Below are 26,026 nucleotides of genomic sequence, written 5' to 3'. Positions count from 1 at the left end.
GAAAAGGCTTGCGAACGTTTCTCATTAGCTGCTACCTCCTCCGTCACGGAGCGGGAGCGAACATGGTCGTCTGTATCTGCAACGCCATTCGGGAAAGTCAGGTGCGTGAGTGCGCGCGGGCCGGATGCGAGACGCCGTGCCAGGCATTCGACTCGCTCGGCCGCAAGCCGAAGTGCGGTCAATGCGCCGGCGCGGCGCGGGCGATCATCAACGAAGAGCGGGACGCCGCCTGACCGAAAACCTCTCGCCATCGGGTTGCCCTGCCCCTCCTTCCGCGGTTAGGTGCGTTGAACGGAGGAATACGGCATGGCAGTCAAAGGCGATCCCAAGGTCATCGACCTTCTGAACGAAGCGCTCAAGAACGAGCTGACCGCGATCAATCAATATTGGCTGCACTACCGCCTGCTCGACCATTGGGGTGTCTACAAGCTCGCCCAATATGAGCGGATGGAGTCGATTGACGAGATGAAGCACGCCGACTGGCTGTCGGAGCGCATCCTGTTTCTCGATGGGCTTCCCAACTTCCAGCTGCTCGGCCGTCTGCGCATCGGCGAGACCGTCGAGGAGGTCATCCGCTCCGATCTCGACATGGAGCTGGAGGCGGTGAAGCAGCTTCGCGGCGCGATCGCCTATTGCGAAGAAGTACAGGACTTCATCAGCCGCGACCTGTTCTCCCGCATCCTTGCGAGCGAAGAGGAGCATGTCGACACGCTGGAACGGCAGTTCGAGATGATCGGCCGCATGGGCATCCACAATTACGTGCAGCTCAACTCGCTGCCCGAACACGACAAACCCCAGGCTGGCGCCGCCCCCTACCTCAAGGGTGAGTGATCAACCGGCGCGGCCGAACCCTCCGGGGTTCCGCCGCCCGAAACCGCCGCCCGGCCCGCCTGGCGGCGGACGTCGTTCGATCAGCGGGTTGGCCTCCCGCTCCAGCAGGGTCAGTGTTTCCTCGAAGCACGGGCGCAGCTTCACCACGAGTTCCAGCGCCTGATCGGGCGTATCGTGCGCCTCCACGCAATCCCGCGCGATCGTCTCGATCTGTTCGGCCAAGTCGCCCAGCGGCTCCGCGCCGAACTGACGCGCCTCGCCCTTCAGGGTGTGCGCCGGGATGACGAGCGCGGTCGCATTCGCCGCGCGCATCGCCGCTTCGATCGCGGCGACCGACTTGACGCCGTCCTCGCGGAAATATCCGAGGATCCGCACGAAACCCGCGCCCAATTCGCTACGTGCCTGGGCGAAGATGGTCCAGTCGACCAATGTGCTGCCTTCGAACGACACCTGCGCCTCCTTTGTCGACCGCAGGGCGCGGCAACGGTTGCGCGAATGCCTTAACGGTCAGGAGTAAACAGGCGGTTGCCGTCAGCCCGACTTGTTGCCGAACGGGTTTTTCGGCGCGCGTAGTGTCATCCGGATCGGCACTGCGCCGAAGCCGAGTTCGCGTCGGGCGGAATTCACCAGATAGCGTTCGTAGCTGGCGGGCAGCTGGTCCACCCGCGTCCCGAACACGACAAAGGTTGGCGGCCGCGTCTTGACCTGTGTGACGTAGCGAAGCTTGATACGTTTGCCGCCGGGCGCGGGCGGCGGGTTCGCCTCGATCGCGCGTTCGAACCAGCGGTTGAGCTCGCCGGTGCCGACCCGCTGCGACCAGGCCGCGCGTGTCTCGAACGCCACCTGCAACAGCACGTCCAGCCCTTTGCCCGTGTTGGCGGACACCGTCAGCAGCGGCACGCCCTTGACCTGGCTGAGGCCATCCTCAAGCGCCTTGCGCACACCGTTGAACAGCGACGACGCGTTTTCCGCGACATCCCACTTGTTCAGCGCGATGACCAAAGCGCGTCCTTCCTCCAGCACGCGGTCGGCGATGCGCAGGTCCTGCGCCTCCAGCCCCAGCGTGGCGTCGAGCAACAGCACCACAACCTCCGCGAAGTCGACCGCGCGCAGGGCGTCGGCGACGGACAGCTTCTCCAGCTTGTCCTGCACCTTGGCGCGTTTGCGCATGCCGGCGGTGTCGATCAGGCGCACCTGACGCGTCTTTCCGTCGGGCGCAACCCAGTCCCAATCGACAGCAATCGAATCGCGGGTGATCCCCGCCTCCGGTCCGGTAATCAGGCGGTCCTCGCCCAGCATCTTGTTGACCAGCGTCGACTTGCCGGCGTTCGGACGCCCAACGATCGCGAGTTTCAGCGGCGCGTCGAGGCTCTCGTCCTCTTCCTCGATCTCCGGCGTTTCCCATTCGCCGATATGCGGCAGCAGCGCCTCGAACAGGTCCGCGACACCCTCGCCATGCTCGGCCGACATTTGCACCGGATCGCCGAAGCCGAGCGCGAGAGCCTCCAACACGCCTTGATCGCCGGCCCGGCCTTCCGCCTTGTTGGCGACCAGGATGACGGGCGTGTCCGCGGTGCGCAGCCAGCGGGCGATCTCCTCGTCCAGCGGCACCACGCCGGCGCGCGCGTCGACCAGGAACAGCGCCACATCCGCCTCGTCCACCGCCGACTGGGTCTGCCGGCGCATGCGACCCGGCAGCGTGTCCGGGTCCTCATCCTCGTACCCGGCCGTGTCCATGATGCGGAAGTCGAGCCCGAGCAGGTGCGCATCACCCTCCCGGCGGTCGCGCGTCACCCCCGGGCGGTCATCGACCAGCGCCAGCCGCTTTCCGACTAGACGGTTGAACAGAGTCGACTTGCCGACATTGGGACGACCGACGATCGCGACGGTGGGAAGATGAGACATGCGCTGCCCTTAGGCGGGATCGTCGCCGACGGCAAAGCGCGCCAGCAACTATCGCGTCCGCGTCAGCGGAATGCGGTGATCCGGCCCCGGCCGTCCAGCGTGTACAGCGTCTGATTGGCGACCACCGGCGGCAGCGTGATCGACGTCTTCGTCTCCGTCGTGCCGAGCAGCTTGCCGTCGGCAGGCGAGACATAGCCGATCTGGCCGTCGCTGTTGGTCAGCACCAGTCGGCCACCCGCCAGCACGGGACCGAACCAGGTGATCGGCCCCTTCTTCTTCTTGGCGTTGCGGAATCCGGGCAGCTGGACGATCCAGCGCGCCTTGCCGTTGGTGCGCGCCAGGCAGACCAGGCGGGCGTCGTCAGTCACAACGTAGAGCCAGTCACCCGCGATCCACGGGGTGGAGATCCCGGCGAAGTTCTGCTCCCAAAGGCGCTGACCGGTCGACAGTTCCAGTGCAACCATGCGCCCGCCCTGCCCGACCGCATAGACGCGACCATCGTCGATCACCGGATCGGCATCGATGTCGGCCAAGCTGGACACGGAGGTGGTGATCGACGTGCGCGACAGGGCGTCCTGCCACAGCACACGGCCGTTCTCGTAGCGATAGGCGTTCAGCTCACCCGACGAAAAGCCGGTGACCACGGTCCCCTGGCTCGCGGCGGGCGCGGCGACGCCGAACACCCCCTGCGATTCCAGCGTGCCGGATTGGGTCCACACGACCTTGCCGTCGTTCTGGCCCAGCGCGAAGATCTGGTTGTCCTGGCTGAGGACATAGACGTTGCCGTTGGAGATCGTCGGCGCGCCACGCAGCGGCCCGCCCGGCTTCGACCGCCAGACCTCCTTGCCGTCGGCCGCGGTCAGCGCGACCAAGTCACCCAGCCCGTCCGTGGCATAAACGTTGCCGTCGTCGTAACTGACGCCGCCACCGAACAACGCGGCGTGGTTCTTCTTGTCCTCAGACAGCGTGGTGCTCCACAGCACCGCGCCGGTATCCGCCGAAAAAGCGTGTACGGTCGCATCCACGTCGATCACGAACAGCTTGCCGTCGGCGATCACCGGCGACGATCCCAGGCGCTCGCGATTGGATCCGCCGTTGATCGTCGCCTGCCACAACCGCACAGGTTGTTCGCCCAGCGCCAGGTGGCCCATAGACTTTGAGGCATTGCCGCCGCTCTGCGTCCAACTGTCGTTGGGCGCGGGCGCGGGCAAGGTCACTTCCACCGCCGCCATCGACGGATCGGTTTCGACGCCGTTCTCGGAGGTCAGGATCGGCACGCGGTTGCCGACGGTGGGCGTCTTCTTCGGCGCGCCCTTGAACACGCCGCACCCCGACAGCATCGCGAGCGCGGCCAACGCCACGCCCGCCCGGAACCCGCCGCGCCGCACGTTGGAAATCATCGCGTTTTGACACCCTTGTTACTGGCCACGGCGTCGACGCCCATGGCGCCGGCCATCTGAACCGCGCGTTGACGGATGGAGTCTGGCACGTCCTTGTCGTTGGCGATCTGCCCGAACAACTGGCCTGCCAGGTCACGCCGGCCGGCACGCAGTTGCGCCATGGCGACCATCTCGGCCGCGCTGCCGAAGAACGGGTTCTCCTTGGCGGTCAGGGGTCGCAGGCGCTCGATCACCACCTGCGGCTTCAGCTGGTCGAACTCGGCCGCCGTCTGGCGAACAAGCGCCAGGTCGCGGAACGGCTGCGCGATGGACGTGTCGTTGGCGATTGCCGCGAACTTCGCAGCGGCCCCCTTCAGGTCCTTTTTCTGAAGCAGGATGTCCGCCTCGGTCTGCAACGCCACCGCGCGGTAACCGCCACTGTCCGACTTTGCGAGATTGGCGAGCGTGCCTTGCGCCTTTGCTGGCTGGTCCTGCGCGATGTCCTGATAGGCGGACGAAAGCTGTTCGCCCTCCACACCAGCCGCGGCCTGCTGACGATGCTGCCAGAACAGCCAGCCACCAAACGCCGCCAGCGCGCCGACGACAGCGATCATCAGCCACAGCCCCCATTGGCGCCAGAAGCCGACCAGCTGGTCGCGGCGCAGTTCGTCATCGACCTCGCGCAGCAAGGCTTGGTTGTTCTGGGGAGTGATGGCCAACAAAAGGCTCCGGATCAGCAACGGGACAGGAAAGGCGCGAGCATTAGGGCCGCGCGCGGCGTCCCGCAATGGGGGCCCTCACGGATGCCTACGCGGGCGGCTTCGCGGCGTAGACCTGGCCCTCGCCCGGGAACGCGCGGGACCGCACGTCCTCGGCATAGGACGCAGCGGCGCCGTCGATCAGCCCGGCCATGTCCGCAAACCGCTTCACGAAGCGCGGCGTGCGTTCGAAAAGACCCAGCATGTCTTCGGCAACCAGCACCTGGCCGTCGCATTGGGCGGAGGCGCCGATGCCGATGGTGGGACAAGCGACGCCATGAGTGAGGTCCAGCGCGACCGGCTCCACCACGCCCTCGATCACCAGCGCGAAACAACCGGCGTCCGCGACCGCGCGACCGTCCGCGACGATCTTCGCCGCCTCCTCCTCGCTGCGACCACGCGCACCATAGCCGCCCAGCACGTTGACCGCCTGCGGCGTCAGGCCGACATGGCCCATCACGGGAATGCCGCGCTCGGTCAGGAAGTGCACCGTCGGCGCCATCGCCTCGCCACCCTCCAGCTTCACCGCTGCGGCGCCCGTCTGCTTCAGCAGCCACGCCGCGCTCTCGAACGCCTTTTCGGGACTGGCCTCATAGCTGCCGAACGGCATGTCGACCGTGACCAGCGCGTGGAAGCTGCCGCGCACGACTGCCGCGCCATGCGCCGCCATCATCTCCAGCGTCACCGGCACGGTGGAGGGCAGTCCGTAGATCACTTGCCCCAGGCTGTCGCCCACCAGCAGCATGTCGCAATGCGGGTCCAGGATCTGCGCCGTCCTCACCGTGTACGCGGTCAGCATCACCAGCGGCGTGCGGCCCTTGCGCTGCCGGATCGCGGGCACGGTCAGTCGCTTCATCGGCGCGGGCGTAGGCGTCGCTCGACTGGTTCCGGTGTCGATTGTGAAGGTGGTGGACATCGGGCAGATTGTAGCGGCTGGCCGCCCGAGCGGCTAGCCATGCGGTGTGCCTACCCGAACAGTTGCGCGTACCGCTCCGGTGACCAGCCGACCACGATCTCATTGTCCAGCACCAGCACCGGCCGCCTGATCGCCGACGGGTGGGCGATCATGATCGCGATCGCCCGCTCCGCATCCAGGTCATGCTTCGCATCGTCGGGCAGCTTGCGGAAAATGGTGCCCGAGCGGTTGAGCAGCGCCTCCCAGCCCACGCGCTCTACCCATTCCCGCAGCGTGGCGGGATCGACGCCGGCCTTTTTGTAATCGTGAAAGGCATAGTCGACATCGTGGCTGCCGAGCCACGTCCGCGCCTTCTTCACGGTGTCGCAATTGGGGATGCCGAACAGGGTCGCGTTTGTCATGCATGCTCCCTGACCCACCGGCGCCCATACTCGCAAGCCCCGCTCGCTATCGTTCCGCTGCGCCCCACGTTAGTAGGGACCATGGCCGATCATCCCTTCTACGCCCTGTCCAGCCACCAGATGCTGCGGGTCGCCGCCGCGACACCTCAGGCGACGGTGGGCGATACCCAGGCCAATGCCGACGCCACGATCGCACTGGCTCGCGACGCCGATGCGCAGGGTGTCGACGTGTTGGTGTTTCCGGAGCTGAACCTGACCAGCTACGCCATCGACGATCTTCACATGCAGTCGGCGCATCAGCGCGCAACCCTTTCCGCAATCGAGAGAGTCCGGGTCGCGAGCGAGACGTTGCGGCCGTTGCTGCTGGTCGGTGCCGCGCTGATCCGGCATGGCCGGTTGTACAACTGCGCGCTGGCGATTGCAGCCGGCCGGGTGCTGGGCGTCGTGCCGAAGACCTTTCTGCCGAACTACCGCGAATATTACGAGAAGCGCTGGTTCGCGAGCGGCATGAACCTGACCGGTTTGTCGATCGAGCTGAACGGGGCGGAGGTACCGTTCGGAACCGACCTGTTGTTCGCGGCCGAGGATCGCCCCGGCTTCGTGGTGCATGCCGAAATCTGCGAGGACTATTGGGCTCCAACTCCACCCTCGACGGCGGGTGCGCTGGCGGGGGCGTTGGTGTGCTGCAACCTGTCGGCGTCCAACATCGTCATCGGCAAGGCGCGCGAGCGGATGATGCTGGCGGCGGCGCAATCGGCGCGGACCAGCAGCGCGTACATCTATTCCGCCGCCGGCATCGGGGAGAGCACGACCGACCTGTCTTGGGACGGACAGGGCTTCATCTACGAACTGGGTGAGTTGCTGGCCGAGTCGCAGCGCTTTTGCCGCCAACCGGAACTGGTGGTCGCGGATCTGGATCTGGAGCGGCTCTCCCAAGAGCGACTGCGCAACGGCACCTTCAACGACGCCGCGATCGCCATGGGACACCCGGAGCGCCGCTTTCGCCGGATCGGCTTCTCCCATCCTGCCGACGACGGCGACATCGGGTTGATGCGCGACATCCGCCGCTTCCCGTTCGTGCCGAACGACCCGGCCAAGCGCGATGCGGATTGTTTCGAGGCGTTCAACATCCAGGTGGAGGGGATCGCCAAGCGGCTGTCGGCCTCGGGCGCGAAGCGAATCGTGATCGGTGTGTCGGGCGGGCTCGATTCGACCCACGCGCTGATCGTCGCGGCCAAGGCGATGGACCGGCTGGACCGGCCACGCAGCGACATCCTCGGCTTCACCATGCCCGGCTTTGCGACCGGAGAAGGCACCAAGGGCAATGCCTGGGCGCTGATGCGCGCGCTGGGGATCACGGGCGCGGAGATCGACATCCGGCCGGCGGCGAAGCGCATGCTGGAGGACATGGACCACCCCTTCGGCCAGGGCGAGCCGGTCTACGACGTGACGTTCGAGAATGTGCAGGCGGGGTTGCGCACCGATTACCTCTTCCGGCTGGCCAACCAGCGTGAAGGGCTGGTGCTGGGCACCGGCGATCTGAGCGAACTGGCGCTGGGCTGGTGCACTTATGGCGTGGGCGACCAGATGAGCCATTATGCCGTCAACGCCGGCGTGCCCAAGACGCTGATCCAGTTCCTGATCCGGTGGTGCATCCGCACCAACCAATATGACGCTGACACCGACGCGGTACTTGCGGCGATCCTTGCGCAGGAGATCTCGCCCGAACTGGTGCCAGCGGATGCCGAGACCGGCGCGATGCAGAGCACCGAGGATCTCGTCGGCCCGTATGCGCTGAACGACTTCTTTGCGCATTACGTCATTCGGCACGGACTGGCACCGTCGAAGATCGCGTTTCTGGCATGGCACGCCTGGCGAGACGCGGAGGCTGGACGCTGGCCGGCAGACTTTCCGGTGGAAGCGCGGGTCGCTTACGACCTGCCGACGATCCGTCACTGGCTGGCCAAGTTCCTGCGCCGCTTCTTTCAGCTGAGCCAGTTCAAGCGCTCGGCCATCCCAAATGGGCCAAAGGTATCGGCAGGCGGCGCGCTGTCGCCGCGGGGCGACTGGCGGGCGCCGTCGGACGGAACGGCCGCCTCCTGGCTCGCGGAGCTGGAGGCGAACGTCCCGTCCTGATTGGATGCCGCTCAGCGCTTCGGTGAGAACGAGAAGAGCTGCGTCCGGATCGATGGCGGCGCACCCGGGGTGAACCACTGCGTGTCTTGGATGTGGCTGGCGGTCACGTAGATGCGTCCGTCCGGCCCCTCGGAAAAGGTATCCGGCCAGCGCAGGCGACGGTCGGTCAGCACCGTCTCCGTATGGTCCTTCACCAGCCGCGTGATCGAATAATCGGTGGGCGAGGTCAGGTAGAGGACGCCTGCCTTGCTCATCCACAAACCGTCGGCGACGTGGGTTGTCGCAACGCGCCGCACGCCCGCCGCCCGATCGGTCTCGCTGACATCGGGACGCAGCCGGGCCGTATCGATCGCGTACAAGGTCTTGCCGGTAAGCGCCTGATAGTAGAGCGTCTTGCCATCATTGGAGATCGCGATGCCGTCGGATGCGAACATCGGCTGACGGCCATCGGGACGGACCAGCGGCTTTCCATCCAGCGTGACCTTCACCGACTTCTCGACCTGCGTAGACGGGTGCCCATCCAGGGCGCGGAACCCCCGGCCGCTGTCCAGGTCGATAACGATGATCGCACCACGCGTGCCGCTGTCGGTGATGTAGGCGGTGCGCCCGTCCGGTGAGAAGCGGATGTCGTTAAGGTACGTCCCCTGCAGGGCGACGTCGGCCGCGACGGGGATGACCTTGCTGACGGTGTTGGTCGCCAGATCGATACGAACCAGCTTCGGCGCGCCCTCTAGGATGCGCTCGTTGCCCGGCGCTCCGGCGTCGACGACCCACAGATGCCCTTGGTTGTCGGGCACGATGGACTGCACGCAAACGAAGTGATCGGCCACCGAAAGCTCGCCCGCGCGCACGTTGCGCCAGCTGTTCCAGTTCGCATCCGGGTACGGCTTCAGGCTGCCATTAGGCAAAACCTCCGCCACGGAAATCGGCGCATCGTCGGTCCAGCGCGGGAAGTTGACGAAGCGTCGGCCATCCTGCGCGACCGCGACGCCCGTAACCTGATGGTCGAAGCTGGCAACCAACGTGGCGGGGCCGCTCGATTGTGCAAAGGCGGCGCCGCCCAGCGCGACGCCGAGTGCCGCCGCTCCCGCCAGCGCCAGCGCGACTGTCCGTGTCCTGTTCATGATCCTGCTGTCCGCCTGTTGTTTGAACAGTGCTCAACCCATTGAAACGCAATCGGTTCATGAACGGGGTTCTTTAAGCAGCGCCCGCCAGTCGGTCGCGCTCGGCCGCGCGCGACAGATATGCCTCCAACTCCGCGGCGCGGTGATTCGCGGTGTGCTCCGCCAGGACCCGCGCCCTCGCCGCTTCCCCGATCGTGGCACCGTCCGCTGCCGAAAGGGCTTCGATGACGGCGTCCGTCGTGTCGGCCAGGATGATCTCCGTACCCGGCTGCAAGAGGCTGTCGATGCCTTCCCACCGGTCGGAGATGATCGGACAGCCACAGGCCGCCGCCTCGAACAGGCGGACCGAGGGGGACCAGCCCGCCGCGATCATGTCCGCGCGCGTGACGTTCAGTGTGAAGCGCGAGGCGGAATAGAATTCCGCATGCTCCGATGGCGGCAGATGCTCGATCCGCTCGACATTGTCGGGCCACGCGATGGTCCCGGGATATTGCGGGCCCGCCACCACGAAGCGTTTGTCCGGCATGGCACGGGCGGTCTGGATCAGCAGGCGCTCCAGCGTCGGTTGCCGGTCATCGCTATAGGTGCCGAGATACGACAGGTCCCAGCGCTTCGATACATCGAGCGGGCGATAGGCTTGTCGGTCGACGGAGCAATACAATGCCCTCGCCGCGGGAGAACCATATTGCCGCTCGATCCGGGTCAGCGTCGGGCCGCCCGTGAACGACAGGTACACGTCGTAGCCGGGGATGACCTCCGGAGAGAGATATTCGAAGTCGTTCCGGTCCAGCTTGGCCAGCGTGACCGGTGTGTCGATGTCATAGAATGCGGTCGTAACCGCATGTTCGCGCACGAAATGTGCAACCGCCACGCCATCAGGAACGTAGGAGCCGACGATCACGGCATCCGCACCCGCGATCTCCGGCGTGAAGCGCGCCAGATCGTCGACGTCCTTGTAGAAGCACAAGGTACAGAAATCGGGGTCGGGCAGATCGCGATGCGCGGCGTACCAGGGGACGTCGCGTTCCAGGAACAGGATGTCGTGCCCGCGCGCGGCAAACGCCTTCAACAGCGCACGGAACGTGGTGGCGTGGCCGTTGCCCCAGCTGGACGACAGCGACAGCCCCAGGACGACCAGCCTCATGCCGCGTCCCGCGCGGCCGACAGGTGCTCGCTCCACAGGCGGTGCACCTGCTCCGCGCGCAGCGAATAGGTATGTTCGGCGAGGACACGGGCCAGTGCCGCGTCGCCGATCGCACGCGCGCGTTCCGGCGTCAGCGCGGCAAGATGGTCGGCAACGTCCTGTCCGTCGCGTGCCACCAAGACCTCGGTGTCTGGCTTCAGGAACTGCTCGATCCCCTCCCACGCGTCGGTGATGAGGCACGCGGCGGCGCCCGCCGCCTCGAACACGCGGGTCGCCGGGCTGAACCCGATGTTCGCCATCGAATCACGGGCCACGTTCAGCACCGCCTTAGGCGTGCAATTGAAGGCGTTGTGCTCGGCGGTGTAGACATGGCCGCGATGGCGGACGTTGCCCGGCATCGCCTTGCTCTCCCATCCGTTGCCGCCGATCAGGAACTGGCGCTCCGGCAACAGCGATGCGGGGCGCAGGAAGAATTCCTCCACCCGCGCCTCGCGGTCGGGCAGGCGATTGCCCAGGAATGCCAGGTCGCACGCGAACCGCGCATCGGGTTCGACCGGATGATGCGTGTCAGGGTCGAGCGCGTTGTAGACCGGAACGCACAGCGCCGCACCGAACCCGGTATAGGCATCGACGACCGGTGGACCGCCGCCATAGGTCAGCACCATGTCGAGGTCCGGCAACGCGCGCAGCACCGGGTGCGAAGCATCGCCGCGCATCTCGTCCAGCGTCGCCGCGGCATCGACATCCCAGAAGATCTTAAGCGCCCCTGGCCGGGCATGGCGCGTGATCCCCTCGATCAGTTCCGCATCGAACACGCCGACTCCGGAAGCCTTTATGACGATGTCGGCCTGCGCCGCCTCCGCCAGTACGCCGTTCAACGCGTCCGTGGTTGCGGTATAGACGACACTCTTGGCGTAGGCCGGCGGATCGATGTCGCGGTGCTGCTGGCGGTCGAACGCGTCCGGCTCGTAAAATGTGATGTCATAGCCATGGGACGCCAGCGCGCGCAGGATGCCGCGATAATAGGTCGCCGCCCCGTTCCAATAGGAGGACACCAGGCTTGATCCGTAGAAAGCGATCTTCATGCGGCACTCCGAAGGGATGGGGTGTCGAGCTGCTCCGCGATCGCCAGCAATTCGTCGACACGATGGGCGCATGTGTGACGCGCCAAGATGGTTTGAAGACCCGAGGCGGCGAGCGATGCCCGCAAAGCCGGATCGTCGCGCAGGTCGGTGAGGTGGCGGGTCATCTCCGCCCCATCCCGCGCGACCAGATAATCGGTGCCGGGGCGGAACAGCCCTTCCGCATCGTCCCAGGGCGCGGATACCAGCGGTATGCCGCAGGCCAGCGCCTCGAACACGCGAATGGTCGGGATGCCGGGCAGGATTGTCGAATAGTAGCGGCGCGGCACGTGCACCGTGGCCGTGTGCCGCGCAAAGATCTCCGGCGCGCGAGCATTCGGTGCCCAGCCGTGATAGGTCGCGCCATAGCGGGCCAGTGTCGCGCGGGCTTCGTTGGGATACCGCACGCCGTAGATGTCGAGCGGCAGGCCGGCGTCCGAAGCGGGCGCAAACAGGAAGCTTTCCAGTTCGCTTGTCCGCTCACCGTCGCCCCAATTGCCGATCCACACCAGGCCGGTGCGCTCCGCCTCCTGCGCCGGCGGGTGGAACAGGCGGGTGTCCGCCGCCTCGTGCCAAGTCCAGACGTTGCTCCAGCCCCACTCGCGATACACCCGCGAGATGGTTTCGCCGAACGCCAGCACCCCGTCATATCCCGACAGGTCGAACGCCTGCATCTCGTGCGGCGCGCTGACGACCCGGTGGTGCGTATCGTGGAACAGGAGGCGGAAGTCTCCTCCCGCAGCCCTGAGGCGCCCGACATCGGCCACGAGCGCCGGGTCGTTCCATTCGTGCACGATCACCAGATCGGCGTCACCGACAAGTTCCTCGACGGGCGTGTCGGTGGCGAAGCTGTTGGAGGACAGCTCGGGATAGGCGCGACGGAACGGATCAAGGCCACCCTCCCCCGCATCGGCCAACAGGTTGGCCAGGCTCCAGTTTCCCGCCGGCTCATGTACCCGCACGTCGTGCCCGCGCGCGGTCAGGTCGCGCAGCACCCCACGAAGGAAATGCGCGTTGCCGTGGTTCCAGCACGACAGAAGCGAATGGGTGAAATAGGCGATCTTCATGCGGCCCTCGCCGTTCGGTTGCCGAGCACGTCGGCGTACAATGCCGCCATCTCCGCGGCGACCCGCTCGGGGGTGTAGCGCAGCGCCCGTTGCGCGGCGGCGCGGCCCTCGCGGTCATGTCGCTGCGGATCGGCGAGCAGTGCGGAGACGGCGGCGGCGAAGCCGTCCTCGTCATCAGGATCGACGAAGGTCGCGGCGCCGTCCCACAACTCGCGAAAACTGGCGATGTCCGACAGGACCAGCGGGCAGCCGGCCTGCGCCGCCTCAAGCACGGCGAGCCCGAACGGCTCGAACCGCGCGGCGGAGACGTAGATCGGGCGGCTCGCCAACTCCGCACCGATCGCCATGCCGGACAGCTTGCCGAGCAGATCGAGATGGCGGGTCGTGACGGTTTCGCCATGGGGGGCGATCACCGGCCCGGCGGCGCGGAATGGCGCGTCGATCCGCCCCGCCACATTGTCCAGCAACGGCGTACCCTTCACGGGGTCCCACAACCGACCAGCGGTAAAGGCGTGGTTCGCGACGAACGTTCCGATCCCCGACGACCCCCGCCGTCCGTTGTGAACGGCCGCAGGCTGCTCAGGTAGCGCGTAGGTCGCGGCCACATCGGCTGCGAAGGCTCTGGTCGGTGCCACCACGCGCTCCGCCGCCAGCAACCCCTGTCGTGTCAGGTCGGCATGCCATGCCAGCCCGGCATCGATCGCACCGCCGCGTGCCGCCCGCCACCAGGTCGCGACGCAGCCATGCGCAACCGCCACAACCGGCTTGGTGAAGGCTCCACTCGCAGCCAATGCGGGCGAGTTAAGCTGGACGATGTCCACCCCACGCGCATCCGCCAGCGCCGCCACAGCATCGCCTGCAGCGAGGACGGATGCGGCACCTCGGGCCAGCCAGTCGAGCGGCAGGCCGGTCGCGACCATCTCCACGCCATCCGGGATCATCGCGCGCTGATCCTCATCGGGCGCCGGGCCGAGCACGGCCAGGATCGTCTCCACGGCATGCGCGCGCAACCCGGCCGCCAAGTCGACCGCGTAGCTCCACACACCGCCGACGGCATCGGCGGTCATCAGCAGGCGTGTCACGACGCCAGTGCCTGCTCCGCCTGAACGCCGACGGGGAAGTTGATGCGCCGCTCCTCTGCCAGCCAGTTGGCCAGCTTTGCGACGCCGTCACGCCACGGTACTCTGGGCGTCAGGCCAAGCGCGCTCTCCGCAGCGCGCGCATCGGCGACGAAATACCGCTGGTCGCCTGCACGCCAGTCGGAGAACTCGGTATCCACCTCGCGGCCGATCAGGTCGCCCATATGCGCGAGCAGTTCGCGCAACGACACCGCGTTGCCCGGTCCGCCGCCGAGGTTGAAGGCCCTTCCCTGCACCGCGTCGATGCGGCGCCACGCCTGGATGTACGCCTCCACCGCGTTCGACACGTCGAGGATGTCACGTACCTGATAGCCGTCGCCGTACAGCGTGATCCGCTTCCCCTCCAGCGCCCGGATCAAGAAATGGGCGACCCAGCCCTGATCCTCGGTGCCCATCTGTCGGCGACCGTAGATACAGCTCATCCGCAGCACGGCCGTCGGGATGTCGAAGCTGCGCGCATAGTCCAGAACATATTGGTCCGCCGCACCCTTCGACACGCCGTAGGGGGTGTGGAAGTCGAGCGGCCGCGCCTCGGATATCCCGTTCGCGCGCACCTCCGCGTCGGCGGGATGATAGGCGTCGCCCTCGCGGACGAACTCCAGGTCGGCGAGATCGCCATAGACCTTGTTGGTGGATGCGAAGATCAACGGCGTGCGTTCCCCGGAGCGGCGGATAGCTTCCAGCAGGTTGAAGGTGCCGCCGATGTTGATGTCGTGATCCTCACGCGGGTCGACCATCGATGTCGTCACAGCGACCTGAGCGGCCAGGTGGAACACGGCCTTTACCCCGCGTGCCGCCTCCGCCAGCGCATCCGCGTCGCGGATATCCCCAACCACTGCCTGGATGCGATCGCCGTGGTTCGCCTGCAACCATTGCAGGTTGCGCTCCACCCCGGCGCGCGAAAGGCGATCGAAGACCCGGACCACATGGCCCTCGGACGCGAGACGATCGGCAAGGTTGGAGCCGATGAAGCCCGCCCCGCCGGTGACCAGAACCGGGCGGGGATCGGTCGCCGGATCGGCCCGATCCGTCATGCCCGGTTCGGAATCCAGCGCGCTCACGCCACCAGACCTCGTGCTTCCAGTTCGGCGCGCATCTGTTCCGCGCGGTCGACCGCGGTCTGCTCCGCCACCCACTCCGCAAGCTCAGCCAGGCCCGCACCGAAATCCTGCCGCGCCTCGAAGCCCAGCTTCTCGCGGCTGTTGCTCGTGTCGCAGAAACAATGGCGAATGTCACCGATCCGCGCCTTGCCGACGATCTGCGGGGTGATGTCGTTCTTGCCCATCGCGCGCGCAAGTTCGGTCGCCACCTCGCTGACCGAGCGGTCATGGCCCGACCCGATGTTGAACGTACCGCCCGCCGCCTGCGGCAGCACCAGTGCGTCGGCAAAGGCGCGCGCCACGTCGGACACGTGCACGAAGTCGCGGCGTTGTTCGCCATCTTCGAAGATCATCGGCTGTTGCCCGTTGAGCAGGCGCGAGGCGAAGATCGCGAGGACGCCGGTATAGGGGTTCGACAGCGCCTGACCCGGACCATAGACGTTGAACAACCGCAGGCACACGCTTTCCATGCCATAGGGCGCGCCCATGATGTGGGTCGTGCGCTCCTGCACATATTTGTTGAGCGCGTAGATCGACGACAGGTTCGGCCGCTTCCACTCCGGCGTCGCCACCGGCGACAGCGGGCGCCCCTGCGCATCGACGGGTTCCCAGTTGGTCAGTCCATCCTTCAGCCCGTGCCGCTCGGCATCCTCGACCAGCTTGCCATCGGCATCCTTGTACAGCCCCTCGCCATAGATCGACATGGACGACGCGGTGACGACGCGCCGCACCGGACGATCGATCAGCGCCTCGAACAGAACGGCGGTGCCGACATCGTTGGTGGAGGTATAGCGTTCGACCTCGTACATCGACTGGCCGACCCCGACCTCTGCGGCCAGGTGGACGACGGCATCGACCTCCTCCAGCGCGCGGCGCACCGCGTCCTTGTCGCGCACGTCGCCGCGCAGCAGTTCGGCATCGCGGTTCAGAACCTCGGACCCGTCGACATCGCCATGGACCTGTTCGATCAGGGCATCGAGAACACGGACCTTGTTGCCCCGACGAAGCAGCTCGTCGGTCACCGACCGACCAATGAAACCCGCGCCGCCGGTCACCAGAACCGTTTCACTCATGCCGTACTCCTTGCCCCTGAAAACGCCGCGCCCATCCGGCGCGGCAGCATTGTTCTACATAGAACCGTTGCATCCCCGCGACGCAAGCCATTATGAAGCCTTGTGGAACGAAGCTTCTTCTTCTTTGTTCCTGCCGACGTGGTCCCATGTGACCCGGCTTCAGCAACGGTCGCTCGCCAGCCGGCGATGCGCCAACCGGGATGACCTCATCACGTGGCGGCGACCCTATTCCTTGTCAGGCACGCGGCGCACATCCACCTGAACCTGCGACTGTCCGGGCGGCTGGCCGACATCCCGCTGAGCGAGGCGGGACGGCAGCAGGCGAGCGCCCTTGCGATACGGCTCAGTCGCGCATCGCTGCGGCATGTGTTTTGCAGCCCGCTCGACCGCACGCGCGAGACGGCCGACGCCATCGCCGCCGCTTGTGGCATCGGTCCGGCGGAAGTCGCGGAACCGCTGATGGAGATCGACATGGGCGACTGGACCGGTCGCGCCTTCGACACGTTCGGCGACGATCCCGCATGGCGGGCGTGGAACGAGCAGCGCGGCACTGCACGCATTCCAGGCGGCGAGACGATGGCGGAGGCTCAGGCGCGGATCGTAGGCTTCATGACGGAGGTGGCGGCGCGCCACGACGGACAGGCGGTCGCGCTGGTCAGCCATGCGGACATGATAAAGGCAGCCGTCTGCCATGTGCTGAACCTGTCGCTCGATGATGTGGGGCGGTTCGACATAGACCCCGCATCGGTGACGCAGGTGGTGCTGGGTGATTGGGGCGGGCGCGTGATGCGGTTGAACGAAGGGGTTGAGTGAATGGTTACGCGATCGCGGGAAGAGCTGCGCGAACAGGTGCAGGCGCTGGCCCCCTGGTTCCACAATATCGATCTGGGCGATGGCATCCTGACCGCGCCCGATCATTTCCTGGGCGATTACCCGCGGTTCAAGTACGCCAAGTTCGCCGGCGTCATTCCTGCCGACCTGACCGGCAAAAGCGTTCTGGACATCGGCTGCAACGCCGGTTTCTACTCGGTGGAGATGAAGAAGCGCGGCGCCGACCGTGTGCTGGGCATCGATTCCGACGATCGATATTTGGCGCAGGCACGGTTCGCCACGGAAGCGCTGGGGTTTTCGGGCGTCGAGTTCCGCAACCTGTCCGTCTATGACGTTGGCGCGCTGGGCGAGACGTTCGACCTCGTGATCTTCATGGGCGTGCTGTACCATCTGCGTCACCCGCTGCTCGCGCTGGACCTGATCCGCGAACATGTCGCGCGCGACCTGATGCTGTTCCAGACGCTGCAACAGGGATCGCGTGACACGGTGGAGGTGCCGGAGAACCACCCCTTCTACATGCCCGGTACGGTGACTCCGCCGCCCTATTTCGACGATCCCGCTTATCCGAAGATGCATTTCATTGAGAAGCGGTTCGCCGACGACTGGACCAACTGGTGGGCCCCGAACCGCGCCTGTTCGGAGGCGATGCTGCGCGCCGCAGGGTTCACGGTGGAGGCGCAGCCGCAGAACGACGTTTATCTTTGCCGTGTCACGGACGTGCCGTACAGCGACCAGGGTGCGGCGGCCGTTTACCCCGCCAAGGAGAGTGCCAAGTGATCGAAGCCGCGATGATCTGGAACGAGCCGAACAACAAGTCCCATTGGGACCCGGCGCTCGATCCCGACTGGTCGCGCTTCTCCGACATGGTGACGCGCGCCGGTTCCGCCATCCGTCAGGCCAATCCCGACGTGACGCGGGTGCTGGGCGGCATGTCGCCGATCGATCCGCTGTGGCTGCAACGGGTCGAGGGGCATGGCGGGCTGGACGAGGTGGACGTGATCGCCATCCACGGCTTCCCGCTCGACTGGAACCTGTGGCCGATCCACGCATGGCCGGACAAGATCGCGGAGATCGAGGCGGTGACCGAGAAGCCCATCTGGGTGACGGAGGTGGGCGTCGGCTCCTTCGGGGCCGAGGAGGTGCAGGTGTTCGGCGTCAATCGCACCGCCGAACTGCTGATCGGGCGGGTGCCGCGCATCTTCTGGTATTCGCTGTTCGACCTGCCGCACAGCTGGGGCGCCGAAACCCGCCACCGGGAGGCGGAGGGGTCCAGCTATTACCGCCATTTCTACATGGGCCTGATCCGGGAGGATGGCACGCCCAAGCCGTCGCTGGACGATTATGCGCGTGTCGCCAGCGAGATGGGCCTAATGCAATGGTTCCATTATCAGGACCCGCGCTTAGACGATGCGGTGGCGTGGATGAAGCGGCTGGGCACGCGCCATCTGCGTACCGGCCTGTCCTGGGCCGACAGCTTTCGCCCGAACGCGACCGACTGGTTCGACCGCCAGATGGACGCCTTGGCGGACTTCGACGTCACGCTCACCTTCTGCTTCACACCGGAGCATCTTGGCGACGGGCAGCACCACACCAGCCCGCCGCGTGACCCACAGCAGTTCGCGGACTTCTGCGGCTGGGCGATCGACCGCTACGCCCCGGCAGTCACGCGGACGGCCGTCACGGCGTAAGGCCGCGCCGCCACGGGGACGTGATGATCATCAGTCGCGGACCGGCGTGCGCGACCAGGGCGGCGCGCAGCCGCTGGGCGCGCCGGCCGTGCAACAGGCGTTCCCACCAATGGTTGAGCGCCAGTTCGGGGATCAGGATCGCGACCGCACGGCCGGGGGTCGCCTCGTCGATGCGCTCGACCAGTTCCAGCACGGGCCCCTCGATCTCGCGATAGGGCGCGGGGATCTGCACCAGCCGCGGCGGCGTCAGCCCGCGGGCCGCCACCGGCTGGGCGATGTCGCGCTCGAACGCGTCGTGCAGGCGTGCGATCTCCTCCTCCTGCTCCGGCCCGCTCAGCCTCAAAAGATGAACGGCGAGGACATCGGGGCTGAGGGTCATCGCGAACTGCAGAGCCCGGTCGGTCATGCGATTGCGCTCCTCGTACGCGACCAGCACGGTGGGGCGATCCACATCGTCCAGCGCAAACGGCACGGTGGCCGCCATGCCGCGGCCAAGGCGATCGTAATAGCGCCGGATCAGCAGCAGGATTGCGATGGTCGCCGGCACGGCCAGGACGACGATCCACGCGCCCTCGACGAACTTCGCCGCGCCGATCACGAGCAGAGCGAAGAAGGTGGTGACGGCGCCCAGGGCATTGATCGCCAGCCGACCGGCGTTGCGCCCCTGCTGCTGCCGCCAGTGCGCCACCATGCCGACCTGACTGACGGTGAAGGTCAGGAACGCGCCGATCGCGAACAGCGGGATCAGATGATCGGTGATACCCCCGAACGCGACCAGCAACCCGCCGGCCGTGACGGTCAGGAAGATCACGCCGACCGAGAACACCAGGCGCCGGTCGGCCACCGCGAAGCCGCGCGGCAGATAGTCGTCCAGGGCCACCAGGCGACAGATGCGGGGAAAGCCGACAAAGCTGGTATTGGCCGAAAGGCACAACACCGCGAGCAGGCTGGCCATGGCGACATAATAGATGACGCCGCGTCCGGCCACCGCGCCGGCAAGCTGTGACAGCACGCTCTGGTACGCCGCCGCCGTCTGGTCCATCGCGCCCAGGCCATAGCCATGCGCCACCGCCGCGATCCCGGCCAGCAACAGTCCGAGCGAGACGCAGATCACTGTCAGTGTGGCATGTGCGTTGCGCACTACCGGTTCCTTGAACGCGCCGACGCCGTTCGACACCGCCTCCACGCCGGTCATGGCGGTGCAGCCGCTGGCGAACGCGTGCATCAGCAACCACAATCCCGCCGCCTCCATCGTGTGGCCCAAAGGCGGTGGGGCGATCACCGGATGCGGATGGCCACCGCTCGCCACCATCTGTACCAGACCCCATCCGATCAGGCCGAGAAAGCACAGCAGGAACAGGTAGGTCGGCAATGCGAACAGCCACCCGGCCTCTCGCGTGCCGCGCAGATTGGCGATCGCCACCACGGCCAGGATGCCAAGGCAGAGTTCGAGCGTCCATGGCTGCAAGCCCGGCACCGACGATGTCAGCGCCCCGACGCCCGCCGAAATGCCGACGGCGACGTTCAGCACATAATCGATCATCAGCGCGGCCGCGGCGAGCAATGACGCCATGGGGCCAAGGTTCTCCTTGGCCACGGTGTACGCTCCGCCGTTCGACGGATAGGCGAGGATCGTCTGCCGGTAGGAGAAGTACAGCACCGCCAGCAGCGCCACGATCGGCGCAATCACCCAGCCGATCCAGGCCAGGCTGGCCGCGCCCAGCGGCATCAGGATCGTCAGCGCTGCCTCAGGGCCGTACGACGACGATCCCAGCCCATCCAGGCCCATCGCGGGCACGCCCGCGATCCAGCCTATCTTCTGTTCCCCCTGCTCCCGGTTGGCGAGGCGTCGACCGATCAGCGCGTCCAGCATCTTCATCCTGCCGCCAACGTCCGCGCGACCTTTTCGTGCCGCATACGTTCCCTGGCTCTGGACGCATCCGTGCCTACCGGGCATCGGGGCGCCGTTCATGTCGCGGAGGACGAATGACGAGGATGCAGGCGGCGGTACTGACCGCGCCCAAGACGATGGAGACGACCAGCGCCGCCGCGCCCGAACCCGGCCCCGGCGAGCTGCGCATCCGGCTGGAGGGGTGCGGCGTCTGTGCGTCCAACGTCGAGCCGTTCGAGGGGCAGCCATGGTCGACCTTTCCGTCCGAACCGGGCGCGATGGGGCATGAAGGCTGGGGCGTGATCGATGCGGTCGGCCCCGATGTCACGGCATTCGCGGTCGGTGACCGGGTTGCGGCACTGTCCGGCAAGAGCTTCGCAGAATACGACGTGGCCCGAGCGGATCAGACGGTCAAGCTGCCATCGGAACTCGCGGGCAAGCCGTTTCCGGGCGAGCCGCTGGGATGCGCGTTCAACATCTTTCGCCGCGCCGACATTCGCGCCGGACAGACGGTGGCGATCATTGGCATCGGGTTCCTGGGCGCAGTGTTGACCCGCCTCGCAACCGAGGCCGGTGCGCGCGTGATCGCCATATCGCGCCGCGACTTCACGCTCGATCTCGCGCGCTCCTATGGGGCGGCGGAGACGATCCCGATGCACGATCATTGGGCGATCATCGAACGGGTCAAGGAACTGACCGGCGGCGCGCTGTGCGAACGCGTGATCGAGGCGGTTGGCAAGCAATGGCCGCTCGACCTTGCGACGGCGATCGTCGGCTTTGGCGGCAAGCTGGTGGTGGCGGGCTATCACCAGGACGGCCCGCGTCAGGTGAACATGCAGGAATGGAACTGGAAGGGGATCGACGTCATCAACGCGCATGAGCGCGATCCGGCCGTCAACCTGCGTGGGTTGCAGGAGGCGGTGGATGCGGTCGCCAGCGGCCGCCTGGACCCCTCTCCCCTCTACTCGCACCACTATCCGCTGGATCGTCTGGGGGAGGCGCTGGAGGCGACGCGCGACAAGCCCGCCGGATTCGTCAAGGCGCTGATCGATTACTGATCGTGCGTCTGGGAGCGGCTCGCACGCCGCCGAAGAGCATTGCATGGAGTGTTTCGCGTGAAGCCCAGACTTGGTTTCCTCGGGGTAGGTTGGATCGGGCGCAACCGCATGGAGGCGATGCTCGCGACCGGCCGTGTCGAAGCGGCCGCGATCGTGGAGCCGAACGACGATATGGCCGCAGCGGCGCTGAGTGCCGCCCCCGACGCCGCGCGGGTCGGCAGTTACGACGAGATGCTGGCCATGGGGCTGGACGGCATCGTCATCGCGACGCCAAGCGCTGCGCATGCCGAACAGTCGATCCGCGCACTGGACGCGGGTGCTGCCGTGTTCTGCCAGAAGCCGCTCGGCCGTTCCGCCGCGGAGGCGCGTGCCGTAGTGGACGCCTCTCGCCGCGCCGACAGGTTGCTGGGCGTCGACCTGTCCTATCGGTTCACGGCGGCCATGAACGCCGTCGCTCCCTTGGTCAGGAGCGGTGAGCTAGGCCACATCCACGCGATCGATCTCGTGTTCCACAATGCGTACGGGCCCGACAAGCCGTGGTTCTACGACCGGGCGCTGTCGGGCGGCGGATGCGTGATGGACCTGGGCGTACATCTGGTCGATCTGGCGCTGTGGACGATGGGCTTTCCCGAGGTGGACAGCGTTCATTCCGCCCTGTCGATCGGTGGCAAGCCGATCCCGGCCGGTGATCCGCAGGTCGAGGATTATGCGGTCGCGACCTTGACGCTGGCGGGTGGCACGGTCGTGCGTCTCGCCTGTTCGTGGCGCCTGCATGCGGGGCGCGAGGCGGCGATCGAGGCGAGCTTCTACGGAACGGCAGGCGCCGCCGCGATGCGCAACGTGGGCGGCTCCTTCTACGACTTCGAGGCGGATCGTTACGCGGGCACGCAGAGCAATCGCCTGTCGAGCCCTCCCGACGCATGGGGCGGGCGCGCAGCCGCCGACTGGGCCGTGCGGCTGGCGGATGGGGAATGCTTCTGCGCCCGGTCGGAGGAATTCGTACGGACCGCCGAAGCGCTCGACGCGATTTACGCTTCGGCATGAGCGGGGACGGACAAATGTGGCGCCATGATCCCGCGGCGCTCAGAGCCCGATCTGCCACGCGCAGGGTCGGGATGGGCTTGGCTGCGGCCGGGACGCTTCTGGGCTCCCTCGCCCTCTATTCGGCCAGCCGTGGCGTACGTGCCAGGCGGGAGGTCCCCCGCGACGGCCGGATGATGGTGATCGACGGCACCCCGCTGCACGTTGTCGATCGTAGCCAAGGCCCGGCGATCGTGATGATCCACGGCCTTGGCGGACAGCTGCGGAACTTCAATTATGGGGTGGCAGACCGACTGGCCGAACGCCACCGCGTGATCCTGATCGACCGGCCGGGCGCGGGTTATTCGAGTGTGATGTCTGACGGCCGGACGGGGATCGTCGCGCAGGCGGACCTGATCGCCCGGTTGATCGAGGTCATGGAACTGGACCGGCCCCTGCTGGTCGGCCACTCGCTCGGCGCGGCGATTGCCCTGGCGTTGGCGGAACGGTGGCCGCATTTGGTGCGAGGGCTGGCGTTGATCGCGCCGCTGACACAGCCGCTCACCACCCTGCCGCGTGCGACGGAGACCCTGGCCGCCCTACCCCGTTCGCTGCGCCTCGCGTTGGCGGCTATGGTGGCGGTGCCGCTGGGCCGGTTGGCGGGCGAGCGCACGATGGCATCGGCCTTCGCGCCGGAGCCGGTAGCGCCGGATTTCATGACGCGTGGCGGTGGGATGCTGTCGATGCAACCGGGTGTGCTCGCATCGGCGCTGACCGACATTGGCCGGGCGCAAGGGGAGATGGCGGAGATCGCCGCTGGCTTCCCGACGATGTCGCTCCCCGCACACATCCTGTTCGCACGAGAGGACCGCGTGCTGGAGCCCGATCTGCACGGTGCAAGGACGGCGGCTGCCCTGCCGAACGGCCGGCTCGAAATGGTCGAGGGCGGTCACATGCTGCCGATAACGCAACCGGACCTCACCGCCCGGTTCATCGAAGGTGCTTGGCGGGAGAGTGCCTCACCGATTTCATGAGGAGGCGACCTCCGGCTTATTCCGGGAAATCGGCAGCCAGGCTGGTTTCCTGATCCGCCTCCATGCCGCGCAGCCGCTCGCGTAGGCGATCCGTGACGGCATTATACCCGAACTTGCCGAGTACCAGGTGTCGTGGCGGATCGCTCCGTTCCGCCGCCGCGATCATCGCCTGTGCGGCGCGAGCCGCATCGCCGGGCTGCGTGCCGCTGTAACCCTTTGTCTGGTCGAGCCGTGCGCCGGCCGTCGCGGCATAGGCCTCGATCTGCACCGGCGTCTGATGAAGCGAGCGCCCGGCCCAGTCGGTGCGGAACGGGCCCGGCTCGACGCAGGTCACGGCAATGCCGATCGGCGCGCCCTCCGCCGCAAGGGCATCGGAAAAGCCCTCCACGGCGTGCTTGGATGCCGCATAATAGCCCGAGCCCGGAAAGCCGACCAGTCCGGCGACGGACGTGATGTTGATGACGTGGCCGCTGCCCTGCTGCCGCATCAGCGGGAGCACGGCGCGCGTCATCGCGAACAGGCCAAAGACGTTCGCGTCGAACTGCGCGCGGATTTCCGCATCGACACCCTCCTCAATCGAACTCTGATAGCCGTAACCGGCATTGTTCACGAGCACGTCGACCCGGCCGAAACGCTGCCGCACCGCGTCCAGTGCGACCGCGATCTGCTCCGGCTGTGTCACATCGAGATCGAGGGCAAGCGCGCGTTCGTCCGCACCATGGGTCAGGTCCGCCACCCTCCCTTTCTCCCGAGCGGTGACGACAGCGCGCCAGCCGCGCGACAGCACGGCGCTCGCCAATTCGCGGCCGAAGCCGGTGGAGCATCCCGTGATTAACCAGACGGGATCGTTGGGCAGAGGCATGGGATGAACTTTCGAAAAGGTGCCGACTGAACGTTCCGCGAACGCCGGTTGATCCCACCGCTCGGAGGTTTCTCGAACGGCCTGCCCAGACTGGCGAGACTATCCGACCGACTTTGCCAGTTCGGCCTTGGACATGCGCGATCGGCCCGGCACGTCCTGATTCTTTGCGCGCTCGTACAGCTCCGCCTTGGTGGGACCGCTGGCGCTCGACCCGCCGCGTTCCGTTCGGGCGCGGTTTCGCTTGTTCTGCGCCGGTGTCTTCTGATCCGACGCGCCGGCTTCGGACAGGCCGATCGCGACCGCCTGTCGCCGGCTGGTGACCTTGTCCCCTGCGGCGGTTGTGAGTTCTCCATGCTTGAACTCGTGCATCACCCGCTCGACGATGGCCTGCTGGCCCTTGCTTTCCTTCGCCATGATGCACCTCCTGCGGCGATTAACGCCCATCGCCGCCGCGCGTTGCCTGACGACGGTTGGTGCACTCCGTCAGCTTGGCGGCACGGTGTCCGATCCGCGCCGGATCAATTCGAAGGCGAGCAGGCGATGCTGCGCCTGTGGCTCGCCCTCCTGATCCGATTGCCGGATCGCGTCGACCAGCATCGTCATGCCCTGCCGCGCCATGTCGGCGATCGGCTGGCGGATCGTGGTCAGCTCCGGCCAGATCGCGGTCGCCAGTGCAGCATCGTCGAAGCCGCAGACGCTCAGCGCGCCCGGTACCGCCATGCCGCGCCGCTGCGCCTCCGCCGCCGTGGCCGCAGCCATGTCGTCGTTGCTCGCGAAAATCGCGGTGGGCGGCACGGCGAGGTCGAGCAGGCGCCGCGCCCCCTCCAGCCCAGAGCGATAGGTATAGTCGCCCCCGACCACCAACGTGTCGTCCGGCACTATGCCACCTTCTCGTAGAGCCTGGCGATAACCGGCCAGCCGATCGCCGCTGACCGACACGTCCATCGCGCCGGTGACGAAGCCGATTCGCCGATGGCCCAGGGCGATCAGGTGCTGTGTCATCGCTGCCGCCGCCGCCGCGTCGTCGATCCCGACCGCCGGCAGTCCCTCGGCCGGCCGGCTGCTGCCTACTATCGTCAGCAGGCCGCCGCCGCTCACCACCGCATCGACAAGCCCGGGCAGGTCGCCGAGCGGCGGCGTCAGCATCATGCCGTCCACACCGCCATCCATCAGGCGCCTGGCAGCGACAATCGCGCCATCGCCCAGCTCGCATCGCTCCACCAACAGCTGCACCCCCAACCGGCTGGCCGCCTCTAGGCTGCCGACCAGGAATTCGCTGAGGTACGATGCGCTGGGATTGCCGTACAACAGGCCGATGCGAAGCGGAGCCGAGCCTGCAAGGCGCCGTGCCGCGACATTGGGCTTGAACGACAGGGCCTCTACGGCCGACAGCACGGCGGTACGTTTGGCGCCCCGGACGGTGTTCTCGCCGTTGATGACCCGCGACACGGTGGTCGGCGACACGCCCGCGTGGCGCGCGACGTCGTTGATCGTGGGCGGCCGATATGCCCGTCCCGACCCGCGACCCGCCCGCCCCTTTCCGCCCAA

26 protein-coding genes are annotated in these 26,026 nt (G+C 66.9%); 9 read left to right on the top strand and 17 right to left on the bottom strand.

Features of this window, described 5'->3' with window-relative positions; all coding sequences use genetic code 11:
• Nucleotides 1-62 precede the first annotated feature (62 nt).
• Nucleotides 63-233, top strand: coding sequence for a (2Fe-2S)-binding protein (locus BMX37_RS03460; RefSeq protein ID WP_093664026.1), 171 nt, complete (start codon nucleotides 63-65; stop codon nucleotides 231-233).
• A 73-nt stretch (nucleotides 234-306) separates the two neighbouring features.
• The gene (gene bfr, locus BMX37_RS03455) at nucleotides 307-831 is read left to right on the top strand and encodes a bacterioferritin (protein ID WP_093664025.1); all 525 of its coding nucleotides are present in this window, start codon (nucleotides 307-309) and stop codon (nucleotides 829-831) included.
• Here the strand turns inward: bfr and BMX37_RS03450 are convergent, their stop codons facing one another.
• From BMX37_RS03450 to BMX37_RS03425, 6 genes are all read right to left on the bottom strand, one after another.
• Nucleotides 832-1,281 carry an Hpt domain-containing protein gene (locus tag BMX37_RS03450; RefSeq protein ID WP_093664024.1) on the bottom strand — a complete coding sequence of 150 codons (450 nt, stop codon included), beginning with the start codon at nucleotides 1,279-1,281 and terminating at the stop codon, nucleotides 832-834.
• 81 nt (nucleotides 1,282-1,362) lie between these two features.
• Nucleotides 1,363-2,736: a ribosome biogenesis GTPase Der gene (gene der / locus BMX37_RS03445; protein WP_093664023.1), complete on the bottom strand. Its 1,374-nt coding sequence runs from the start codon at nucleotides 2,734-2,736 to the stop codon at nucleotides 1,363-1,365.
• A 62-nt stretch (nucleotides 2,737-2,798) separates the two neighbouring features.
• A complete protein-coding gene (locus BMX37_RS03440; protein ID WP_093664022.1) occupies nucleotides 2,799-4,136 on the bottom strand; it encodes an outer membrane protein assembly factor BamB family protein in 1,338 nt (445 codons plus the stop codon).
• The gene (locus BMX37_RS03435) at nucleotides 4,133-4,834 is read right to left on the bottom strand and encodes a tetratricopeptide repeat protein (RefSeq protein WP_093664273.1); all 702 of its coding nucleotides are present in this window, start codon (nucleotides 4,832-4,834) and stop codon (nucleotides 4,133-4,135) included. The genes BMX37_RS03440 and BMX37_RS03435 overlap by 4 nt, the downstream gene beginning before the upstream one ends.
• Before the next feature lie 88 nt (nucleotides 4,835-4,922).
• Nucleotides 4,923-5,789 (bottom strand): 3-methyl-2-oxobutanoate hydroxymethyltransferase, encoded by an 867-nt coding sequence (gene panB / locus BMX37_RS03430; protein WP_093664021.1) that lies wholly within the window; start codon nucleotides 5,787-5,789, stop codon nucleotides 4,923-4,925.
• A 50-nt stretch (nucleotides 5,790-5,839) separates the two neighbouring features.
• Nucleotides 5,840-6,190, bottom strand: a complete 351-nt coding sequence (locus BMX37_RS03425) for an arsenate reductase (protein WP_093664020.1) — start codon at nucleotides 6,188-6,190, stop codon at nucleotides 5,840-5,842.
• A gap of 81 nt (nucleotides 6,191-6,271) precedes the next feature.
• Between BMX37_RS03425 and BMX37_RS03420 the strand changes: the two genes are divergently transcribed.
• Entirely contained in the window at nucleotides 6,272-8,326 is a 2,055-nt protein-coding gene (locus tag BMX37_RS03420; RefSeq protein ID WP_093664019.1) for an NAD(+) synthase, read from the top strand.
• 11 nt (nucleotides 8,327-8,337) lie between these two features.
• Here the strand turns inward: BMX37_RS03420 and BMX37_RS03415 are convergent, their stop codons facing one another.
• The 7 genes from BMX37_RS03415 to BMX37_RS03385 form a co-directional block, all read right to left on the bottom strand.
• Nucleotides 8,338-9,450 (bottom strand): L-dopachrome tautomerase-related protein, encoded by a 1,113-nt coding sequence (locus BMX37_RS03415; RefSeq protein WP_170841813.1) that lies wholly within the window; start codon nucleotides 9,448-9,450, stop codon nucleotides 8,338-8,340.
• A 73-nt stretch (nucleotides 9,451-9,523) separates the two neighbouring features.
• Nucleotides 9,524-10,594: a CgeB family protein gene (locus tag BMX37_RS03410; RefSeq protein WP_093664272.1), complete on the bottom strand. Its 1,071-nt coding sequence runs from the start codon at nucleotides 10,592-10,594 to the stop codon at nucleotides 9,524-9,526.
• Nucleotides 10,591-11,679 (bottom strand): CgeB family protein, encoded by a 1,089-nt coding sequence (locus BMX37_RS03405; protein WP_093664017.1) that lies wholly within the window; start codon nucleotides 11,677-11,679, stop codon nucleotides 10,591-10,593. Before BMX37_RS03405 ends, BMX37_RS03410 begins: the two co-directional genes overlap by 4 nt.
• Complete coding sequence (locus BMX37_RS03400) at nucleotides 11,676-12,782, bottom strand: CgeB family protein (RefSeq protein ID WP_093664016.1); 1,107 nt, start codon at nucleotides 12,780-12,782, stop codon at nucleotides 11,676-11,678. The genes BMX37_RS03405 and BMX37_RS03400 overlap by 4 nt, the downstream gene beginning before the upstream one ends.
• Complete coding sequence (locus BMX37_RS03395; RefSeq protein WP_212611386.1) at nucleotides 12,779-13,864, bottom strand: glycosyltransferase family 4 protein; 1,086 nt, start codon at nucleotides 13,862-13,864, stop codon at nucleotides 12,779-12,781. The genes BMX37_RS03400 and BMX37_RS03395 overlap by 4 nt, the downstream gene beginning before the upstream one ends.
• Nucleotides 13,861-14,982, bottom strand: coding sequence for an SDR family NAD(P)-dependent oxidoreductase (locus BMX37_RS03390; protein WP_244501358.1), 1,122 nt, complete (start codon nucleotides 14,980-14,982; stop codon nucleotides 13,861-13,863). Before BMX37_RS03390 ends, BMX37_RS03395 begins: the two co-directional genes overlap by 4 nt.
• Nucleotides 14,979-16,094: an NAD-dependent epimerase/dehydratase family protein gene (locus tag BMX37_RS03385; protein WP_093664015.1), complete on the bottom strand. Its 1,116-nt coding sequence runs from the start codon at nucleotides 16,092-16,094 to the stop codon at nucleotides 14,979-14,981. The genes BMX37_RS03390 and BMX37_RS03385 overlap by 4 nt, the downstream gene beginning before the upstream one ends.
• Nucleotides 16,095-16,307: 213 nt before the next feature.
• On the opposite strand from BMX37_RS03385, the gene BMX37_RS03380 reads away from it, so the two are divergent.
• From BMX37_RS03380 to BMX37_RS03370, 3 genes are read left to right on the top strand one after another with little or no spacing between them, the layout of a single operon-like run.
• Nucleotides 16,308-16,907, top strand: a complete 600-nt coding sequence (locus BMX37_RS03380) for a histidine phosphatase family protein (protein ID WP_093664014.1) — start codon at nucleotides 16,308-16,310, stop codon at nucleotides 16,905-16,907.
• Entirely contained in the window at nucleotides 16,908-17,702 is a 795-nt protein-coding gene (locus BMX37_RS03375; RefSeq protein ID WP_093664013.1) for a TIGR04290 family methyltransferase, read from the top strand.
• Nucleotides 17,699-18,613, top strand: coding sequence for a glycoside hydrolase 5 family protein (locus tag BMX37_RS03370; RefSeq protein WP_093664012.1), 915 nt, complete (start codon nucleotides 17,699-17,701; stop codon nucleotides 18,611-18,613). Before BMX37_RS03375 ends, BMX37_RS03370 begins: the two co-directional genes overlap by 4 nt.
• Here BMX37_RS03370 and BMX37_RS03365 read toward each other — a convergent pair.
• Nucleotides 18,603-20,492: an APC family permease gene (locus BMX37_RS03365; protein WP_212611385.1), complete on the bottom strand. Its 1,890-nt coding sequence runs from the start codon at nucleotides 20,490-20,492 to the stop codon at nucleotides 18,603-18,605. The two genes, BMX37_RS03370 and BMX37_RS03365, sit on opposite strands and share 11 nt — an antisense overlap.
• A gap of 107 nt (nucleotides 20,493-20,599) precedes the next feature.
• Here BMX37_RS03365 and BMX37_RS03360 point away from each other — a divergent pair, with 107 nt between their 5' ends.
• The 3 genes from BMX37_RS03360 to BMX37_RS03350 are packed head-to-tail and all read left to right on the top strand — an operon-like array spanning nucleotide 20,600 to nucleotide 23,616.
• The gene (locus tag BMX37_RS03360; RefSeq protein ID WP_212611384.1) at nucleotides 20,600-21,562 is read left to right on the top strand and encodes an MDR/zinc-dependent alcohol dehydrogenase-like family protein; all 963 of its coding nucleotides are present in this window, start codon (nucleotides 20,600-20,602) and stop codon (nucleotides 21,560-21,562) included.
• A 57-nt stretch (nucleotides 21,563-21,619) separates the two neighbouring features.
• The gene (locus tag BMX37_RS03355; RefSeq protein WP_093664268.1) at nucleotides 21,620-22,606 is read left to right on the top strand and encodes a Gfo/Idh/MocA family protein; all 987 of its coding nucleotides are present in this window, start codon (nucleotides 21,620-21,622) and stop codon (nucleotides 22,604-22,606) included.
• On the top strand, nucleotides 22,534-23,616 hold the full coding sequence (locus BMX37_RS03350) for an alpha/beta fold hydrolase (RefSeq protein ID WP_093664010.1): 1,083 nt from the start codon (nucleotides 22,534-22,536) through the stop codon (nucleotides 23,614-23,616). Before BMX37_RS03355 ends, BMX37_RS03350 begins: the two co-directional genes overlap by 73 nt.
• Before the next feature lie 16 nt (nucleotides 23,617-23,632).
• Here BMX37_RS03350 and BMX37_RS03345 read toward each other — a convergent pair whose 3' ends face one another.
• The 3 genes from BMX37_RS03345 to BMX37_RS03335 form a co-directional block, all read right to left on the bottom strand.
• The gene (locus BMX37_RS03345) at nucleotides 23,633-24,478 is read right to left on the bottom strand and encodes an oxidoreductase (protein ID WP_093664009.1); all 846 of its coding nucleotides are present in this window, start codon (nucleotides 24,476-24,478) and stop codon (nucleotides 23,633-23,635) included.
• 99 nt (nucleotides 24,479-24,577) lie between these two features.
• Nucleotides 24,578-24,892, bottom strand: a complete 315-nt coding sequence (locus BMX37_RS03340) for a DUF6496 domain-containing protein (RefSeq protein WP_093664008.1) — start codon at nucleotides 24,890-24,892, stop codon at nucleotides 24,578-24,580.
• A 69-nt stretch (nucleotides 24,893-24,961) separates the two neighbouring features.
• Nucleotides 24,962-26,026 carry a LacI family DNA-binding transcriptional regulator gene (locus BMX37_RS03335; RefSeq protein WP_170841812.1) on the bottom strand — a complete coding sequence of 355 codons (1,065 nt, stop codon included), beginning with the start codon at nucleotides 26,024-26,026 and terminating at the stop codon, nucleotides 24,962-24,964.

The organism is Sphingomonas gellani (assembly GCF_900110035.1).
Taxonomy (GTDB): Bacteria; Pseudomonadota; Alphaproteobacteria; order Sphingomonadales; family Sphingomonadaceae; genus Sphingomonas; species Sphingomonas gellani.
This window is presented reverse-complemented; position numbering and strand designations above follow the sequence as displayed.